15 protein-coding genes and 1 tRNA gene are annotated in these 18,180 nt (G+C 71.5%); 4 read left to right on the top strand and 12 right to left on the bottom strand.

Annotated elements, in window-relative coordinates; translation table 11 throughout:
* Nucleotides 1-32: 32 nt before the first annotated feature.
* The 7 genes from ABZT93_RS28830 to ABZT93_RS28800 all read right to left on the bottom strand — a co-directional run bounded on the left by ABZT93_RS28830 (nucleotide 33) and on the right by ABZT93_RS28800 (nucleotide 5,698).
* Entirely contained in the window at nucleotides 33-719 is a 687-nt protein-coding gene (locus ABZT93_RS28830) for an LPXTG cell wall anchor domain-containing protein (RefSeq protein ID WP_356110144.1), read from the bottom strand.
* Nucleotides 720-856: 137 nt separating this feature from the next.
* A complete protein-coding gene (locus ABZT93_RS28825) occupies nucleotides 857-1,372 on the bottom strand; it encodes a hypothetical protein (protein WP_356110143.1) in 516 nt (171 codons plus the stop codon).
* A 53-nt stretch (nucleotides 1,373-1,425) separates the two neighbouring features.
* On the bottom strand, nucleotides 1,426-2,028 hold the full coding sequence (gene pth, locus ABZT93_RS28820; RefSeq protein ID WP_356110140.1) for an aminoacyl-tRNA hydrolase: 603 nt from the start codon (nucleotides 2,026-2,028) through the stop codon (nucleotides 1,426-1,428).
* Between the two features lie 120 nt (nucleotides 2,029-2,148).
* Complete coding sequence (locus ABZT93_RS28815) at nucleotides 2,149-2,742, bottom strand: 50S ribosomal protein L25/general stress protein Ctc (RefSeq protein WP_356110137.1); 594 nt, start codon at nucleotides 2,740-2,742, stop codon at nucleotides 2,149-2,151.
* A gap of 206 nt (nucleotides 2,743-2,948) precedes the next feature.
* On the bottom strand, nucleotides 2,949-3,929 hold the full coding sequence (locus ABZT93_RS28810; protein WP_356110136.1) for a ribose-phosphate diphosphokinase: 981 nt from the start codon (nucleotides 3,927-3,929) through the stop codon (nucleotides 2,949-2,951).
* Between the two features lie 133 nt (nucleotides 3,930-4,062).
* Complete coding sequence (gene glmU / locus ABZT93_RS28805) at nucleotides 4,063-5,511, bottom strand: bifunctional UDP-N-acetylglucosamine diphosphorylase/glucosamine-1-phosphate N-acetyltransferase GlmU (RefSeq protein ID WP_356110134.1); 1,449 nt, start codon at nucleotides 5,509-5,511, stop codon at nucleotides 4,063-4,065.
* Nucleotides 5,512-5,626: 115 nt separating this feature from the next.
* Nucleotides 5,627-5,698 (bottom strand) — tRNA-Gln (locus ABZT93_RS28800).
* A gap of 220 nt (nucleotides 5,699-5,918) precedes the next feature.
* On the opposite strand from ABZT93_RS28800, the gene ABZT93_RS28795 reads away from it, so the two are divergent.
* A complete protein-coding gene (locus tag ABZT93_RS28795; RefSeq protein WP_356110131.1) occupies nucleotides 5,919-7,226 on the top strand; it encodes a histidine kinase in 1,308 nt (435 codons plus the stop codon).
* Nucleotides 7,227-7,239: 13 nt separating this feature from the next.
* Here ABZT93_RS28795 and ABZT93_RS28790 read toward each other — a convergent pair whose 3' ends face one another.
* Nucleotides 7,240-7,734, bottom strand: coding sequence for an SUKH-3 domain-containing protein (locus ABZT93_RS28790; RefSeq protein ID WP_356110129.1), 495 nt, complete (start codon nucleotides 7,732-7,734; stop codon nucleotides 7,240-7,242).
* A 229-nt stretch (nucleotides 7,735-7,963) separates the two neighbouring features.
* Nucleotides 7,964-8,536, bottom strand: coding sequence for a YwqJ-related putative deaminase (locus ABZT93_RS28785; RefSeq protein WP_356110126.1), 573 nt, complete (start codon nucleotides 8,534-8,536; stop codon nucleotides 7,964-7,966).
* A 325-nt stretch (nucleotides 8,537-8,861) separates the two neighbouring features.
* On the opposite strand from ABZT93_RS28785, the gene ABZT93_RS28780 reads away from it, so the two are divergent.
* The 3 genes from ABZT93_RS28780 (at nucleotide 8,862) to ABZT93_RS28770 (ending at nucleotide 13,806) form a co-directional block, all read left to right on the top strand.
* Entirely contained in the window at nucleotides 8,862-9,857 is a 996-nt protein-coding gene (locus ABZT93_RS28780; RefSeq protein WP_356110123.1) for an SMI1/KNR4 family protein, read from the top strand.
* Nucleotides 9,858-9,866: 9 nt separating this feature from the next.
* Complete coding sequence (locus ABZT93_RS28775) at nucleotides 9,867-12,686, top strand: SUKH-4 family immunity protein (RefSeq protein WP_356110121.1); 2,820 nt, start codon at nucleotides 9,867-9,869, stop codon at nucleotides 12,684-12,686.
* A gap of 232 nt (nucleotides 12,687-12,918) precedes the next feature.
* Nucleotides 12,919-13,806, top strand: coding sequence for a cellulose-binding protein (locus ABZT93_RS28770; protein ID WP_356110118.1), 888 nt, complete (start codon nucleotides 12,919-12,921; stop codon nucleotides 13,804-13,806).
* Nucleotides 13,807-14,208: 402 nt separating this feature from the next.
* Here the strand turns inward: ABZT93_RS28770 and ABZT93_RS28765 are convergent, their stop codons facing one another.
* The 3 genes from ABZT93_RS28765 to ABZT93_RS28755 form a co-directional block, all read right to left on the bottom strand.
* Complete coding sequence (locus ABZT93_RS28765) at nucleotides 14,209-15,816, bottom strand: cation acetate symporter (RefSeq protein WP_356110116.1); 1,608 nt, start codon at nucleotides 15,814-15,816, stop codon at nucleotides 14,209-14,211.
* The gene (locus ABZT93_RS28760) at nucleotides 15,813-16,220 is read right to left on the bottom strand and encodes a DUF485 domain-containing protein (protein WP_356110114.1); all 408 of its coding nucleotides are present in this window, start codon (nucleotides 16,218-16,220) and stop codon (nucleotides 15,813-15,815) included. The genes ABZT93_RS28765 and ABZT93_RS28760 overlap by 4 nt, the downstream gene beginning before the upstream one ends.
* Nucleotides 16,221-16,594: 374 nt before the next feature.
* Nucleotides 16,595-18,118 (bottom strand): MFS transporter, encoded by a 1,524-nt coding sequence (locus ABZT93_RS28755; RefSeq protein ID WP_356110112.1) that lies wholly within the window; start codon nucleotides 18,116-18,118, stop codon nucleotides 16,595-16,597.
* Nucleotides 18,119-18,180: the final 62 nt, after the last annotated feature.

Genomic DNA, 18,180 nt, shown 5'->3' with positions numbered 1-18,180 from the left:
GTTCGTCCCCGGGGGCGCTTTCCTGTCGTACGTCAGGCCCGGCGCCGCCGGACCACGAGGTAGCCGCCGGCCGCCAGCAGCGCGGCGGAGACCCCCGCGAGCAGGCCCACGGGAGCGCTGTTGCCGGTCTCGGCGAGGTCACCGGTGGAGCCCTGCGCGGAGGCGGAGGCGGAAGCCGAAGCGGAGGCCCCGGCCTCGGTGGACTCGCTGGGCGCGGTGCTCGGTTCGCTGCTCGGTTCGGCGGTGGACGAGCCGGACGGTTCGGGGGTGGCGGACGCGGTGGGCGTGGCCGTACCGCCGCCGCCTTCCTCGTCCTCGCAGTCCGTCCAGAACACCTTGTGCTTGGCGGCGCCCTTCTCTCCGGCGAAGTTCCAGAACAGCTTGTAGTGCCCGTCGGGCAGCGACAGGTCCTCCGTACGGCCGTGACCGTCGTCGGCCAGCGTGATCTCGCCGGACTTCACGGTCTCGCCCTTGACGTCGGCCGTCGGGGCCCAGGCCTCGATGTGCCAGTCGACCTCCTGGACGGCGTCGAAGCCGAAGGCGTCGAGGTAGAAGGTGCAGACGTGCGGCTCGTTCTTGCGGAGCTCTTCGCCGGTGGTGGCGTCGTGGATCTTCACGGTTCCGTTGTCACCCGGAGGGGTGGCGTGGGCGGTCGGCGCGACCAGGAAGGCCGCGGAGGCGACGGCGGACAGGACGCCGAAGCGGGTGAGGGTACGCATGGGGCAGTAATCCATCTTCGAGAGTGAAACGGGAAGATGTGGAGGGGGCGGCTCAGCATCCAGCCCCTACTGACCTCTGGTCAATCACGAACAGACAACACTCACGTTCTCCACAGAAGCGGGGACGGCGAAAACTGTCAGATGGTCACGAAAGCCGCCGTGAGCAGCCCGACCCCGGATCCCGCCAGCGCCCACGCGAGGCCGGTCCTGCGCAGCCCGCCCGCCACGACCACCGACGCGAGCAGCAGCGCTCCGCCCATCGGCACCCAGGAATAGAGCACACCCGCGGGCCCGGACCGTACGACGTCATCGCTGCCGGGCTTCACGACCACCGAGTAGGTCCGGCCCTTCTCGACCGCCACCGACCTCTCGATGACGACCCGGTCCCTGGCCTCGGACCCGTGCGACACCGGCGTGTACGGACCGCTGCACACGTCCCGCGCGCACCGGGCCACCTCCATCGTGCCGCGCTCCCGCCCCTTGGTCAGCATCACGTACTGCGCGCTGCCCCAGGACCCCCACACCCCCGCGACCAGGAGCAGCACCGCCACCACCCCCATCGACGCCAGCCGACCGAACCGCAGCGCGGCGGCCGAGGCCCGACGGGAAGCGCGAAGAGACGGGGCGGCGGTGGCAGGCATGGCCGGGATCATTGGCCATGGCCCTGCGCGGGGTCAACTCCGGCCGGGGCCGGCGGGCGGACAAGTCAGGAGTTGTACGTGCTTTGCGCCCGCTCCAGACCCTCGATCACCAGAGCCTCCACCGCGTCGGCCGCACGGTCCACGAAGTAGTCGAGCTCCTTGCGCTCGCTCGACGAGAAGTCCTTCAGCACGAAGTCCGCGACCTGCATACGGCCCGGAGGACGCCCGATCCCGAACCGCACCCGGTGGTACTCCGCCCCGAACGCCTTCGTCATCGACTTCAGCCCGTTGTGACCGTTGTCCCCGCCGCCCAGCTTCAGCCGCAGCACGCCGTAGTCGATGTCCAGCTCGTCATGGACCGCCACGATGTTGGCGACCGGCACCTTGTAGAAGTCCTTGAGCGCGTTCACCGGCCCGCCGGACAGGTTCATGAACGACATCGGCTTCGCCAGGATCACCCGCCGGTTCCCGGGGCCGGGCGGCCCGATCCGCCCCTCCACGACCTGCGCCTGTGCCTTCCCGGCCCGCTTGAACCGGCCCCCGACCCGTTCGGCCAGCAGATCGGCCACCATGAAACCCACGTTGTGCCGGTTGCGTTCGTACTCGGGCCCGGGATTGCCGAGGCCCACGATCAGCCAGGGGGCGTTGGCGGGGGTAGTCACGTCCATCTCTCCTCTGCACATGCCGCAGCCGCCGCCCCCTGGACAGGGGGCGGCGGCTGGAGCGTATATCGCCACCGTGGTGCCGGGCGCCCGGCGGCGGCCCGGCAGCTACGGTCGAACCGCTGGTCAGGCCTCCGCGGCCGCGTCGCCCTCGGCGGTCTCGCCCTCGGACTCCTCGGCCTGCGCGGCCAGGACCTGCAGGACGACCGTGTCCTCCTCGACAGCCAGCTTGGTGCCCTTGGGCAGCGGGATGTCCTTGGCGAGCACGGAGTCGCCGGCCGCCAGACCCTCGATGGAGACGGTGACGGACTCGGGGATGTGCGTGGCCTCGGCCTCGACCGGAAGCGCGTTCAGAACGTGCTCCAGCAGGTAGGCGCCCGGGGCCAGCTCGCCCTCGGTGTGGACGTAGATCTCGACGTTGACCTGCTCGCCGCGCTTGACCAGCTGAAGGTCGACGTGCTCGAGGTAACCCTTGATCGGGTCACGCTGCACGGACTTCGGGATGGCCAGCTCGTTGGTCTTGCCGTCGATGTCCAGGGAGATCAGGACGTTCGACGTACGCAGCGCGAGCAGCAGCTCGTGGCCCGGCAGGGTCAGGTGGATCGGGTCGGAGCCGCGACCGTACAGAACACCGGGAACCTTGTTGTCACGGCGGATACGGCGGGCGGCACCCTTGCCGAACTCGGAACGGGTCTCGGCGGCGATCTTGACCTCGGACATGCGGATCACTCCTCGTAGATACAGCGACGGACGTGGTCACCCGGCCACGAACGGCCTGCTACGAAGAGCGCGTCGATAACGGACCGCCGACACCTGCGCGAACAGGTACGGCCTCCCTCGCCGAGCAACTGGGGCAGTCTACTCGGCGCGGAAGGCCGTAGAAAAATCGATCATGCAGAAGCGTTTTTACGGCTTCGCGTGGCGACCTACTGCTCGTCGAACAGGCTCGTCACCGAACCGTCCTCGAACACCTCGCGTACCGCGCTCGCGATCGTCGGCGCGATCGACAGAACCGTCAGCTTGTCCAGGTCGCCGCCCACCTCACCGGGCGTCGGCAGAGTGTTCGTGAACACGAACTCGCTCACCCGGGAGTTCTTCAGCCGGTCCGCGGCGGGGCCGGACAGCACACCGTGCGTCGCCGTCACGATGACGTCCTCCGCGCCGTGCGCGAACAGCGCGTCCGCCGCGGCGCAGATGGTGCCACCCGTGTCGATCATGTCGTCGACCAGCACACACACCCGGCCCTTGACCTCACCCACGACCTCGTGGACGGTCACCTGGTTCGCCACGTCCTTGTCGCGCCGCTTGTGCACGATCGCCAGCGGCGCGCCCAGCCGGTCGCACCAGCGATCCGCGACCCGCACCCGGCCCGCGTCCGGGGAGACGACCGTCAGCTTGTCCCGGTCGACCTTGCGGCCCACGTAGTCCGCGAGCAGCGGCAGCGCGAAGAGGTGGTCCACGGGCCCGTCGAAGAAGCCCTGGATCTGGTCGGTGTGCAGATCCACGGTCAGCAGGCGGTCCGCACCGGCGGTCTTCATCAGGTCCGCGATCAGCCGCGCCGAGATCGGTTCACGGCCACGGTGCTTCTTGTCCTGCCGCGCGTAACCGTAGAACGGCACGATGACCGTGATGGAGCGCGCCGAAGCCCTCTTCAGTGCGTCGATCATGATCAACTGCTCCATGATCCACTGGTTGATCGGAGCCGTGTGGCTCTGGATCACGAAGCAGTCCGCGCCACGCGCCGACTCCTGATAGCGGACGTAGATCTCGCCGTTCGCGAAGTCGAAGGCCTTGGTCGGGACAACCCCGACACCCAGCTGCTGGGCGACCTCCTCGGCAAGCTCGGGGTGGGCGCGGCCGGAGAAGAACATCATCTTCTTCTCGCCGGTCGTCTTGATCCCGGTCACAGCACTGTCTCCTCAGAGGTGTCTCAGCCGTACGTCGACAGACCGCGCCGCTGGGCGCGACGGGCCGTCTCAGCTGGTGGGGTGCGGGTGTGCACTTATCACGGTACGACGACTTCGGCGCACCTGTTTCCGGTCAGGCCTCGCTCGCGCCCTCCCGGGAAGCCGCCTCGGCGGCCTTCGCCGCCGCGCTCCCCGGACGCTTCCGGGCCACCCAGCCCTCGATATTCCGCTGCTGGCCACGGGCCACGGCCAGCGAACCGGGCGGCACATCCTTCGTGATCACCGACCCTGCGGCGGTGTACGCACCGTCCCCGACCGTGACAGGCGCCACAAACATGTTGTCCGAACCCGTACGGCAATGCGACCCGACGGTCGTGTGGTGCTTGTCCTGACCGTCGTAGTTCACGAACACGCTCGCGGCGCCGATGTTCGTGTACTCACCGATCGACGCGTCCCCGACATAGGAGAGATGCGGGACCTTGCTCCCCTCCCCGATGGAGGCGTTCTTCGTCTCCACGTACGTCCCGATCTTGCCCTTCGCACCCAGCCGGGTGCCGGGACGCAGATAGGCGAACGGCCCGACACTCGCACCCACGCCGATGTGGGCGCCGACGGACACCGTGTTGTCGACCCGGGCGCCGGATTCGACGACCGTGTCCCTCAGCCGGCTGTTGGGACCCACCTCGGCGCCCTCGCCGACATGCGTCGAGCCGTGCAGCTGCGTACCCGGGTGGACGACGGCGTCCTGACCGAAGGTCACGGTCACGTCGACCCACGTGGTCGCCGGATCGATGACGGTGACGCCGGAGAGCATGGCCCGGGTCAGCAAGCGGTCGTTGAGGATCCGCCGCGCCTCCGAGAGCTGCACCCGGTTGTTGATCCCCGCGATCTCCCGGTGATCCGCCGCGACACAGGCACCCACACGGTGCCCGGCCGCACGGAGGATCCCGAGAACGTCGGTGAGGTACTCCTCGCCCTGGGAGTTGTCGGTGCGCACCTTGCCCAGCGCGTCCCCGAGCAACAGCCCGTCGAACGCGAACACCCCCGAGTTGATCTCCCGGATCGCCCGCTGCGCCTCGGACGCGTCCTTGTGCTCGACGATCTCGGTCACGGCACCGGAGGTCTCGTCCCGCACGATCCGCCCGTACCCCGTCGCGTCCGGCACCTCGGCGCTCAGCACGGTGACGGCGTTGCCGTCCGCGGAGTGCGTGGCGGCAAGGGCGTCGAGGGTCTCGCCGGTCAGCAGCGGGGTGTCCCCGCACACCACGACGACGGTCCCCTCGACACGGCCGCCGAGCTCCTCCAGCGCCATCCGCACGGCGTGCCCGGTGCCGTTCTGCTGCGCCTGCACGGCCGTTCGTACGTCGGCGTCGGTGTCGGCGAGATGGGCGGTGACCTTCTCCCGGGCGTGCCCCACGACCACGACGAGGTTCTCGGGGTCCAACTCACGGGCGGCGGCGAGCACATGGCCGACGAGGCTGCGACCGCACAGCTCGTGCAGGACCTTGGGTGTGGCCGACTTCATACGGGTGCCCTCACCCGCTGCGAGAACGACGACGGCTGCCGGGCGAATGGCGCTCACGGGATGCCCTTCGGCTGTGGAGGGGGTGGGGTGACAACCGCAGGATACCGGGGCGTTTCTCGGCGGACATGAGAGCGGGCCCTGACAGTGCTGTCAGGGCCCGAACAGGGTGCAGCTCCCCCGCCAGGACTCGAACCCGGACAGATGGCACCAAAAGCCACAGTGCTGCCAATTACACCACGGGGGAACAAAATCGACTAAACCGGACATTCAGTCAGGTCGCCGAGTGGCGGCTCCTACTATGCCGTACCAGGCGCCTTTGATGCGACGGTACGGATCGGCACCCCTGCGGGCGCCGATGCCGAGGATATCGGGCGGTTTCGTGGTCGATCGGTCACTCAAGGTGGTGTAGGCCAGTCGTCGAAATGCACCGGAAAACCTCGCACCGCCGAACGTAGGCTGGAGGCATGACCACGACGGGGGAAGACACCACCGCGGCTCAGAAGGGGCCGTGGTGGTGGGCAAGGTGGCGTAGTGCGGTGCTGGACGTGGGCCTGGCGTCGGCGTCCGCGGTGGAGTGCGCGTTCGAGGGGATCCGGTTCGCGGAGGACGCCGGGATCCCCATGGCCGCGGGGATCGTGTTCGGTGTGCTGGCGGGGTCGGTGCTGGTCGTCCGGCGCAAGTGGCCGATCGCCGTCGTGCTGGTGAGCATCGCGATCACGCCCGCCCAGATGGGCTACCTCATGGGCATCGTCGGCCTGTACACGCTCGCCGCGTCCGAGCTGCCGCGCCGGATCATCGGCTCCCTGGCGGGAATGTCCCTCGTCGGGATGCTGATCGTGATGTTCGTGCGGGTGCGGCAGGACATGGCGCACGGCGAGCTCGACCTGGGGGACTGGTTCGTACCCTTCGCGTCGATCACGACCGCGATCGGGATGACCGCGCCGCCCCTGCTGCTCGGGCTGTACGTGGGGGCCCGGCGCCGGCTCATGGAGAGTCTGCGGGAGCGGGCCGACGATCTGGAGCGGGAGCTTCAGTTGCTCGCCGAGCGGGCCGAGGAGCGGGCGGAGTGGGCGCGGGGCGAGGAGCGGACCCGTATCGCCCGCGAGATGCATGACGTCGTGGCGCACCGGGTGAGCCTGATGGTGGTGCACGCGGCCGCGCTGCAGGCCGTGGCCCGCAAGGATCCCGAGAAGGCCGTGAAGAACGCGGCCCTGGTGGGGGACATGGGGCGGCAGGCGCTCACCGAGTTGCGGGAGATGCTCGGGGTGCTGCGCAGCGGGGACGGTTTCGGACGGCCGGAGCGGGCGGCGGTTCCGCTGGTCGCGGTGGGGGTGGCGGCGGCCGCGGCGGCCTCGCGGGTCGTGGAGGAGGCGGACGGGCCCTGTCTGGACGATCTGGAGACGCTGATCGGGCAGTCGGCCGCGGCCGGAATGGCCGTGGACCTGTCGGTGGAGGGTGACGTGCGGCCGTACGCCGCGCAGATCGAGCAGACGGCGTTCCGGGTGGTGCAGGAGGCGTTGACGAACGTCCACAAGCACGCGGCGGGTGCGAAGACGCACGTACGGCTGGCGCACCGGGTGTCGGAGATCGCGATGCAGGTGGAGAACGAACCGCCGCCGGAGGTGCCGTCGCTCGCGTCGGCCCGGCTGCCGTCGGGGGGCAACGGCCTGGTGGGGATGAAGGAGCGGGTCTCCGCGCTGGGCGGGGTGTTCGTGTCGGGGCCGACGGAGGCGGGGGGCTTCCGGGTGTCGGCGGTGATTCCGGCGGCCTAGGGTCGCCGGATGGTCAGCCCGCGGTGAGGCGGGCCGGTTCGACGCCGGAGACGAGGCCGGTGAGGGCCTGGTCGATGTCGGGTCCCAGGTACCAGTCGCCGGTGTGGTCGAGGGCGTAGACGCGGCCCTCGGTGTCGATGGCGAGGAGTGCCTGGGTGTCGGTCTCGGCGCCGAGGGGGCAGACCTCGGCGCCGAGGGCGCGGCCGAGGTCGGCGAGGGTGCGGGCCATGTGGAGGCCGTGCAGGGGGTCGAGGTGGAGGCGGGCGGGGGCGACCTGGCGGCCGGGGCCGGTGGGGGTCAGCTGGAGTCCGCCGAACTCGGCCCAGGCCTCGACGGCGGCCGGGAACACGGCGTGCCGGTGTCCGGCGGGTGAGGCGTGTTCGCGCAGGGCGTCGGCCCAGATCTCGGCCTGTTTTATGTCCCATCGTCCGGGCTGCCAGCCGGCGGCGCGCAGGGCTGCGTCGACGGGGACGGGGAAGCGGGTGGTGCCGGTGCGGTCGGGGTGCATCTGCCCTTCGCGTTCGTCGAGGTCATGGGCGGGCGCCGGGGTGGTGCGCGGGGCGCCGTCGTGCGGGTGGTTCAGGCGGTTGGGGGCGGACCGGTAGTTGGGGGCGGACAGGTGGTTGTGGGCGGACCGGTGGTTGCGGGGGTTCGGGTGCTGGCGGGCGTTCGGGTGGTGGGGGTTGTTCGGGTGAGGGGGGTTGTTCGGGTGAGGGGGCGTTCCGGTGGTGGGGGTGTCAGCCGTCGTTCGCCGTCGGGTCGACGATGCGTACGCCGAAGTGGGCGCTGAGGGCGGTGCAGGCGCGGCAGGGGGCGGCGAAGCTGCCGTGCAGCGGGTCGCCGTCCTCGCGGATGCGGCGGGCGGTGAGCTTGGCCTGCTTGAGGGCGCGGCGGGCCTCGCCGTTGGTCATCGGTTTGCGGGCGGCGCGCTTGCTGCGGGCGGCGTCGGCGGCGGCGATGTGCCGCGATATGAGCATGGTCTCGGCGCAGCGGCCGGTGAATCGGTCGCGGCGGTCGCTGCCGAGGGTGTCGAGGAAGTCCTGGACGAGCGGGTGCAGCGGCGGGGCCTGATCGCCGCGGGCGGCGGTGGAGGTGAGGGTGGCCCCGCGGACGGAGAGGGCGGCGGCGACCGTGGGCAGTATGCCGTCGCGGCGGTGGCGGAGGGTGGGCGCGTGGGGTCTCTCGGCGCTGCTCCATCCGATGCGGGGATCGCCGTTGAGGCCGGTGTGCGGGCCAGCGTTCGTGCCGGTCGTGGTGCCCGTGTGCGGCCCTGTGTGCGGTCCCGTCTGCGTCGTGTTCATGATCGTCATCCCCTCCCGAGCATCCCCCCGGAGGTCACAGACTGCCAAACGGCGGGGCTGGTGCGGAAGCTGGGGCGGTGCGACACGCCCGTGTTCGGGCGGGCTGTCACGGTGGGGTGACGGCTGGTCACGGAGGCGGAGGGGGGCTGGCCGGTGGCCGGTGACCGGTGTCGTCGTACCGCATAGGCTGTCGGCACCGCGATCCAAGTGGTCGCCGCGATGCACGCGGTTGACGCGTGGAGGCGGACGAGACAGTCGATACGGCGCGTGGCGGCCCTGCTTTGCCCAGGGGGTCGTCTCGGGTCGTACCAGAGCGCCGCAGGGGGCTTTCGCCATGACGACAGGTCGGCTCGGGCAACAAGCCGCGCCGCCGAACGCGGCCTATGCAGGGCAGGTCGTGCATTTCCCGGATCCGGTCCGGGCCGCGCGTCATCCCAGGGGGGTGCGGGTGGACGAGCGTGGCTACCCGGACTTCTCGCCCTACGCGCGTGCCGCCGCCGAGATCGCCGAGCCGCCGGAGGGCTTCGGGGTCGACGAACTGCGGCTGACGGACTACGTGTCGGCGAACGCGGCCCTGTCGGCGACCGGTCACGAGTTGTGGGACACGGTGCCCGCGGTGGCGACGCCGCACGGCTGGACGTGGCATCACGTGGTGGGTTCGCGGCGGCTGGAGCTGATCCCGGTCGAGGTGAAGGCACTGCTGCGGCATCACGGTGGGATCGCGACGACACGTGTCGACCAGAACAAGCGGGGGACGCGGCCGCTGCAGGAGACGCGTCCGGCGCATTTCGGGCTGCCGAAGTCGTCGGTGGCGGTGACGGAGTCGCAGGTGCAGGGGGTCGAGGAGGATCTCGGGTACCGGCTGCCGGGCGCGTACCGGTCCTTTCTGAAGGCGGCGGGTGGCTCGGCGCCGGTGGGGGCCGCGCTGGACGCGGAGTTGGGACTCCTGGTCGACCAGCCCTTCTTCACGGTGCGTGACGAGGCGGCGGTCAACGACCTCGTGTACGTCAACAAGTGCCTGCGCGACCATCTGACGAAGGACTACCTCGGTGTCGGCTTCGTCCAGGGCGGTCTGCTGGCGGTGAAGGTGAAGGGCGAGGACATCGGTTCCGTCTGGTTCTGCGCCTACGACGACGCACGCGACGTCGATCCCTCGGTACCGCCGGCGGAGCGGGTGCGGCGGCTGTTGCTGCCGTGCGGTGCGGACTTCGACGTGTTCCTGTCCCGACTGGCCGGTAATCCGCCGGAGTTGGAGACGGTGGCGAATCTGATGGTGGACGGCGGTTTCGCCCGTTCCGTTCCCGTGTCTTCTTCCGTGTCGGGGGAGTGAGCTTCAGCGATGGTGACGTTCGCGCAGGCGCAGGAGCGCGCGGAAGAGTGGATCAACGGGGATGTGCCGTCGTACCAGCATCGTGAGGTGCGGGTGCGGGAGTTCGACCTCGGGTTCGTGGTGTGGGCCGAGGACCGTGCGGAGGGGCCGCGTTCGGACGGGGGCGCACAGCGGCTGGTGATCGCCCGGGACAGCGGGGAGGCCACGCTGTGGCCCTCGTTGCCGGTGGGTGAGGTGATTCGCCGGTACGAGGAGGAGTACGGGCGGGAGGACAGGGGTGGGGACGCGGCAGGTTCGTCCGCCGCGTCCGCCGCGTCCCGGGTCGACCTGAACCAGACGTCGTTTCTGCTGACGCCGCCGGAGTGGTTGCAGGATGCGGCGGACAAGCTGGGGATCGGGGGGCCGGGCGGGGGCGGGTCTCCTGGAGCGGCTTCGGGGGACAGTGGGTCGGGTCCGGGGGACGGTGGGTCGGGTCCGGGGCCGGGTCAGGAGCCGGAGCAGGGTGCGGGTTCGGCTTCGGGTGCTGTGGCGGGGGTGCCTGCCGGGGCGAGGCCGTGGACGGGGGCTGACACCAACGGGGGTGAGGACCTCTCCGTGGCGTTGCCGGAGACGGTGTTCTCGGCACCGGTGAGCGATGCCGGTGGTGGCACGGAGGAGGCGGCGGGGGCTTCGTCGGCTTCGGAGTTCGCGGAGGTCGTGGAGGACGCGGAGGTCGTCGCGGACGTGTCGGAGGTCGTCGAGGTCTCTGACGTCTCGGGGGTTGCGCCGCCCGGGGCGTCTTCGTACGGGTATCCGCAGGGGGCCGGCGCTTCGGGTGCGGCTGCTGCGGCTGGTGCGGGTGGTCCAGGGGCTGGTGTCGCGCCTCCGCCTCCGCCTCCGTCTGCGCCTGGTGGGTCTTCGTACGGGTATCCGCGGGGTGCCGGTGCCGGTGCCGGTGCCGGTGCCGGTGCTTCGGGCGCGGCTGGTCCTTCGCCTTCGCCGGGGGCGTCCTCGTACGGTTACCCGCAGGCGCCCGGTGGTGCTGGGGCGCCTCAGCCGCCGGGTGTGCTGCCCGGCGCGCCCGGTGCTCCGGGGCCCGCGCCGAGCGCCGGGGACATCGCCGATGTGGCCACCAGCAAGTTGGCGCCTCCCTCGCGCGGGGCGCAGGCCGGGGGATCGACCCCGCCGCCTCCGCCGGGTCCCCCCGGGGTGCCCGGTGCGCAGCAGGGGAACTCGACTCCGCCGCCCGCTCCTGGTGCGCCGGGGGGCGGGTATGTGCCCACCCAGTTCGTGTCGGCGCCGGGTGTCGAGGGGCCCTCGGGATCGGGAGCACCGCGGCCCGCGGGCGCACCGCCGGCTCCTGGTGGTGCGCCGACTCCGACACCGCCTCCGCCTGGGGCTCCGGGTACGCAGAACTCGTCCGGCGGCCCGGGGTTCCCGGGTGCATCGGGCGTGCCGCAGGCTTCTGGTGCCCAGGGTTCGCCTCAGTTCCCGGGTGTGCCGGGTGGGTCCGGTGTTCCGCGGCCGCCCGATGCTCCGGGTGTTCCCGGCACACCGCAGCCGCCTGGTGCCCCTGGTGTTCCCGGGACCGCGCCCGGGGCCGCGCATCACGCCGAAACCGTGTTGACCTCGCCCCCGGCGGGCGGCCCCGGATTTCCCGGCGCCGCCGGAGCCGCTCCGGGTGCTCCGCAGCCGATGCCGCCCGGCACGATGCCGCCCCCGCCTCCGGGCGCCGTACCGTCCCCGGGCCCCGTGCCGCCGCCGGGGCAGCCGATGCCGGGGCAACCCGCGCAGGGCCACCCCGCCCCCGGCCACCCCGCACCAGGGCACCCCACCCCCGCCCAGCCCCCTGCCTACGGCTATCCCCAGCAGGCGCAGCCCACCGTCGGGCCCGGGTATCAGGCCGTCCTTCGCTACCGTGCGCAGGACGGGTCGGAGCAGCAGTTGATCCGGCGGTCCGCGCCGGGGACGCCGCACCCGGAGTGGCAGATCTTCCACGAGCTGCGCGGCATGAACGTCCCCCCGGACCAAGTGCTGGAGCTCCACACCGAGTTGGAGTCCTGCGAGCTGCCGGGGGCGTACTGCGCGCGGATGATCCGGGAGCAGTGGCCGCAGGCGCGGATCGCGAGCATCGCGCCGTACGGCACGGATCACGCGAGCCGTCAGCAGGGCATGCATCAACTACTCGCGCACCAGGGTGAGTTGCACCAGGTGGCGGACGGTCCGGCGCGTCCGGCGCCCGTACGCGCCCCGCTGCCGCCGGTCCAGGCCGTGGCGCCGATCCCGCCGGAGGGTGTGGCGCAGGAGCTGGCGGGGGCTTTCGGACCGGGGATCTTCCGGTTCGAGCAGGTCGCGGTGGCCCGCCAGGGCGTGCCGCCGGTCGTCGCGCACTCGCTGGTCGTGGCGGGGTTGCCGTTGGACATGGGCCCGTTCTTCTGGGCGCAGGCCCAGCCGGGGCGGCCGGTGCCGACGCTGGCGGAGCTGGCGGCAGAGCGCGGGGTGCGGCCGGCCTCCGACGCGGGCTCGTACCTCGTCATGGGCAGCGACTTCGGCAAGGCGATCTGTGTGCAGTACGGCACCGCGAACATCGTCGCCGTACCCGTGGAGGCCGGGCCGGGCGGGGCGCCCGTGCCGCCGCAGTTCGTGAACACCGGTCTGCCCGAGTTCCAGCGCTGCCTGGCACTGCTCGGCCGGATGTGGCGGCTTCGCTTCGGCCTGAACCAGGAGCAGGCGGGCCGCTGGACCGTCGACTTCCAGGCCCAGCTGGCCTCGCTCGACCCGGCGGCGCTGGGTTCGCCGGAGAGCTGGTGGTCGGTGCTGCTGGAACAGATGTGGGACGGGCTGCTGTGACGCCCCGCATGTGCCCCCGTCGCCGCTGATCCACGTGCGCGTGAAGGGCCGGGCCCGGTCGTGTGACCGGGCCCGGCCCTTTTTCCGCGCACGCCCGCTGATGTGACGACCCGTCACAACCGTGAGCTGCGTGCGGAGTGTCGCGTTATGAACATTTCCGTCCGATACATCAAGATGTGCGCGAAATCATCATTTCGCGCCCGTCTGGGTCGTCGACGGAGAGGGTTCCAGGATGAGCAGCGCACCGGTGTCGCCCCCGGGGTTCGTGGCCGTACGAGGGCGCGGTTACCGCCCCGAACAGGTCGACGCGTACGCCACCGCCCTGTCCCGTGACCGTGACGCCGCCTGGGAACGCGCCGCCCGGCTCACCGTGCTCGCCAGGGAGATGGAGGCCGACGCGGTACGGCTGCGGGAGGTCGTGGCGGAGCTGGCCCCGCAGTCGTACGAGGCCCTCGGCGAGGGTGCGCGGCGGCTCTTCGAGATGGGGGTGGAGGAGGCCGCGGCCGTTCGGGAGCGGGGGCGGCAGGAGGCGCAGCGGATCGTGGACGAGGCGCGGGCGCACGCCGACGGTGTACGGAACGCCGCGCAGGCGCATGCCGACACCGTGCGCGCCGAGGCCGACGAACGCGCCCGTCAGCGGCTGCTCGCCGCGCGCGCCGAGGCCGACGAGATCCGGGTCGCCGCTCGGCGTGAGGTGAAACAGGGGCGCGGGGAGGCGCTCACCGTGTTGCGCGACGTACGCCAGCGCACCATCGCGATGCTCGCCGAGCAGGCCGCGGAGCAGGCGGAGCGGCGGGCCGAGGTGGAGCGGGCCGGGGAGAAGCGGGCGGCCGAGGTGGAGGCGCGGTGCGCCGAACGGGTGGCGCGGGCGGAGGAGGCGCTGTCGGAGGCGAAGCGGGGGTTCGCGGAGGCGGAGGCGTCGGTGGGGCAGCACGAGGAGGACGCACGCGCACGTGCGGCGGAGATCCTTGCGGAGGCGCGGGCCCAGGAGGAGCGGATCGCCGGGGAGACAGAGCGGGTGCTGCGCAAGCACGCGGAGTGCCGGGACGAGGTGCAGGCCCAGATGGACCACGTACGCAGCAGCCTGACGGCACTCACGGGGACAGCGGCGACGGAGTGACGGCGGGGAGGAGGAGGGCGGCCAGGACATTCAGGGCAGGGGGCAGTGGGGCCGCAGGCCGGAGTCAGGGCAGCCAGGCCCGGGCCGCCTGGCAGGACATCCGGGGCGGCTGAGCCGTGACAGCTCAGGCCAGCCAGCCAGCCGGACAGGTCAGGCCAGCCGGACAGCTCTGGCCAGCCGGACAGGTCAGGCCAGCCGGACAGCCAGGCCAGCCGGACAGCCAGGCCAGCCGGAGTGGCCGGGCCAGGGCGGCTGGAGCAGCGGCGCAGGCCTGACGCCGCCCACCCACACCCACCCAGGGGCGCGGGGAACTGCGCGACCAGCCCCCACACACCCGCACCCGACAGACGCCCCCAGCCCACCCCCACCCCACCGACCCGCACCCGACAGACACCCCCCGCCTCATCCCCTCCGCACGGCCCCCGCCAGAATCCACCCCTCCACCGCTTCGTACTGCTTCCGCTGCTCCTCCGCCTTCCGCCGCCCCGAGACCACCGTCCCCAGCCACCCGAACAAGAACCCGGCCGGAATGGACACCAGCCCAGTCGTAGTGAACGGCAGCCAGTTGAAGTCGGCTTCGGGAAAGGCGGACACAGGCGACCCCGACACGAGATTCGTGCCCGGCATCAGCAAGAGCACCGTGACCGTGCCGCCGATCAGCGTGCAGAGCAGCCCCGTCCGGGTGTAGCGCCGCCAGAAGAGGGTGTAGACGAGCGCGGGGGCCAGTGCGGACGCGCCGACGCAGAAGGACAGGATCACCAGCGGCTGCAGACTGCGGTGCTGGATCAGCGTCGCCAGGAAGATCGTGGGGACGCCGACCGCCAGCGCGGACACCCGGGCCAGCAGGATCTCGCGCTGCGCCGGCATCGACGGCGTCCGGGCGGCGAACACGTCGTGGGCGAGGGAGTTGGCGCAGGCGAGGATCATGCCGGCGACGGAGGCGAGCAAGGTCAGGAACAGCGCCGTGGTGACCGTGGTGAAGACAAACGTCTCCCCGGTCGACACGTCGGGCCCGAACACCGCCCGGGAGCCCAGCAGATACGCCGTGTTGCCCTGCGGATCCGCCTCCGCGATCACCGCCCGCCCGATCATCGCCGTCGCTCCGACCCCGACGACCGTGATGACCAGGACGAACACGGCCACCGCGGACACCGCCCAGGACATCGAACGCCGTACCTGACGGGCGCTGGAGGCGGTGTACATGCGCATGGTGACGTGCGGCAGACATGCCCCGCCGATGACGACCGCGAGCTGCGAGGTGATCATGTCGAGCCGCGGATACGGCCCGCCCGCGAACTCCAGCCCGGAGTTCAGGAAGTCCGGCCCCACCCCGCTCTGCCGCGCCGCCGTGTCGAACAGTGCACCCGGGTCCCAGGAGAACCGGTTCATCACCAGGACGGCGACCACGGCGCCCGACCCGAGCAGCATGACGATCTTCAGGATCTGGATGAGGGCCGTGCCCTTCATGCCGCCGATCGCCGCGTAACTGATCATCAGGATGCCCAGGCCGATGATGAAGCCCGTCTTCAGCGAGTCGCCGGAGAACCCCAGGATGAACGCCAGCAGTTGGCCGGCGCCGGCGAGCTGCACCAGCATCAGCGGCAGCAGCGCGGCGAGGGTGACCAGGCACGCGGCGACGCGTACGGCACGTCCGGGCATCCGGCGCGCGAGTGCGTCGCCCATGGTGAACCGGCCCGCGTTGCGCAGGGGTTCGGCCAGCAGGAACATCAGCAGCATCAGCGACAGCACGGTGCTGAGTGCGAGGACGATGCCGTCGTAGCCGCACAGGGCGATGACCCCGCCCGTACCGAGCACGGTGGCCGCGGAGATGTAGTCGCCCGCGATGGCGAGGCCGTTGCGCATGGCGGACAGGGAGCTGTAGCCGGTGTAGAACTCGTCGAGGTCGTCGCCGTCCGGGCCGGTCATCACGCACAGCAGGAGGGTGACGGTGGCGACGGCGGAGAACGCCACCAGGCTCATCGCCTGCGCGGAGTCGCTGAAGCCGGTCATCGGGCCGCCGCCGCTCGCCTGGCGTCCACCTCGGACTGCTTGCGGATGCGGTCCGCGAGCGGGTCGACGTAGCGGCGCGCGGTGTGCTCGTACACGGCGATCGCCAGCCAGGTGACCGGCAGTTGGAGCAGGGCGAGAAGCAGGCCCGTGGGCAGTCCGTCGGTGACGCTGCTCGCCATGAAGGACGGCGCGTACGCGGACAGGACGAGGAAGAGCGTGAAGTAGCCGAGCGCGGTGAGCGCGGCGGTGCGCCGCTGCCAGCGGTAGACGCCGCGCAGGATCCGCAGGTCGCTGTGGTGGCCGAGCGGGGAGCGGTGGCGTGGGTGGTGGGCGGCCGGTTCGGGTGGCGGGGCGGGTGGTTGCCAGGGGTAGGTGGGATACGGCTGTGACGGGTCGTAGGACATCCCGTGCTCCTTGCGTGGCTCGGGCCCGACGCGGCGGACCGCAGGGAGTTGGGGGGTGGGTGGGGGAGCGGAGCCCCGCACGTTACTCGTCGGTTCGAGGTTGCACAGCCCTTTTGACAAACTGATCGGTCGGTATGCGCTTACTTCTCTGACCTGCGGTGTTACCCCCGTTAACTCAGACTTTTGACCTCACCGGAGCGTGCTCGATCCCTCACTTCGGGTGCACGAGGGGGCAGTGGGGGGGGCTGGCTCACTGGTATCGGCGGCCTTGCCAAGGCTGGACTTGCGCCGAGCCGTTGGACAAGGAGGCCCCCCACTGCCTGGCAGGCCGCCGCTCGCCGCACCGGTGTCCGAGGTGCACGCGCGCGTAGCCCTCACTGCTCCTTGAGGACCGGGAAGCGACGCGGCGCCAGGAACAGCAGCACCCCGAACGCCAGGGTCGCCGCGCACCCCGCCCCCACGTACACCGTGTGCACCGCGTCCGCGATGGCCGCGCGGGTCGCCTCCGGGGCCGTACCCGCGTCCAACGCGCGCGTGACGGAGTCGAGGTCGCTCGCGCCGCCCAGGCGACTGGCCAGGACGCCGTTGGCCACCGCGCCGAAGACCGCCGCGCCCACCGTCTGGCCGGTCTGGCGGCAGAAGAGGACGGACGCCGTCGTCGTGCCGCGTTCCGCCCAGCCGACCGTCGACTGGACCCCGACGATCAGGGGGAGTTGGAACAGGCCCAGCGCGGCGCCCAGGAGCAGCATCAGCAGGGTCGGCTGCCAGGCCGCGCCCGGGTAGGGGAGGAGGGGGAAGGCGAACAGGATCAGGGCCGCCGTGCCGATGCCCAGCATCGCCGTGTTGCGGAATCCGATGCGCCGGTACACGTGCTGGCTCAGTGCCGCCGACACCGGCCAGCTCAACGTCCATACGGACAGCACGAATCCGGCGGCGACCGGGGTGAGGCCGAGCACCGACTGGGCGTATGTCGGCAGGAAGACCGTGGGGGCGACCATCAGGAGTCCCAGGGCGCCGAGGGCAAGGTTCACCGCGGCGATCGTGCGGCGGCGCCACACCCAGCCGGGGATGATCGGTTCGGCCGCCCGGCGTTCGATCAGGACCACGACGGCCACCAGGGCGATTCCCGTGCCGAACAGGCCCAGTGACGGCCACGACAGCCATGGCCAGGCCACTCCGCCCTGCACGAGCGCCGTCAGCAGCACGCCCCCGCACGCGAACACCGCGAGCGCGCCCGCCCAGTCGACACGCGCGCGCGTGGAGGCCTTCTCGGCGCGCTGCGGCTCGTGCAGATGACGGACGATCAGCCACAGGGCCACCGCGCCGATCGGCAGATTGACCAGGAAGATCCACCGCCAGTCCGCGTACGCGGCGAGCACCCCGCCGATGCCCGGTCCCGCGACCGCCGCCACCGCCCACACCGTGGACAGCTTGGCCTGGATCTTCGGGCGTTCCTTCAGCGGGTACAGGTCGGCGGCGAGCGTCTGGACCGTGCCCTGGAGGGCCCCGCCGCCGAGCCCCTGCACGACCCGGAACGCGATCAGCGCCCCCATGTTCCACGCCACCGCGCACAGCAGCGAACCGAGCAGGAACACCGCCGAGCCCGCGATCAGCACCGGCTTGCGCCCGAAGGTGTCGGACAGCTTGCCGTACACCGGCAGCGTCACCGTCACGGCCAGCAGATAGCCGGAGAACAGCCAGGAGAAGACCGAGAAGCCGCCCAGGTCACCGACGATCTGCGGGACCGCCGTGGAGACGATGGTGGCGTCCAGGGCCGCGAGGGCCATCGCCAGCATCAGGGCCGCTACGACAGCCCCGCGCCGGTTCGTGGAGACGTTCCGCGCGGGCTCTCGTATCGCCGGCTTCGTGTCGTCCACGCGGATTCCTTCCCCCTGCATCTATCGGTCGGCGACCACTCTCGCACTTGACCCTCACGCGGCGGCAGGGTGCAGTCTCGGCG

The sequence above is a fragment of the Streptomyces sp. NPDC005303 genome (assembly GCF_040607335.1).
GTDB lineage: Bacteria > Actinomycetota > Actinomycetes > Streptomycetales > Streptomycetaceae > Streptomyces.
Note: the sequence above shows the minus strand (reverse complement) of the source record. Positions and strands in the feature narration are given on the sequence as shown.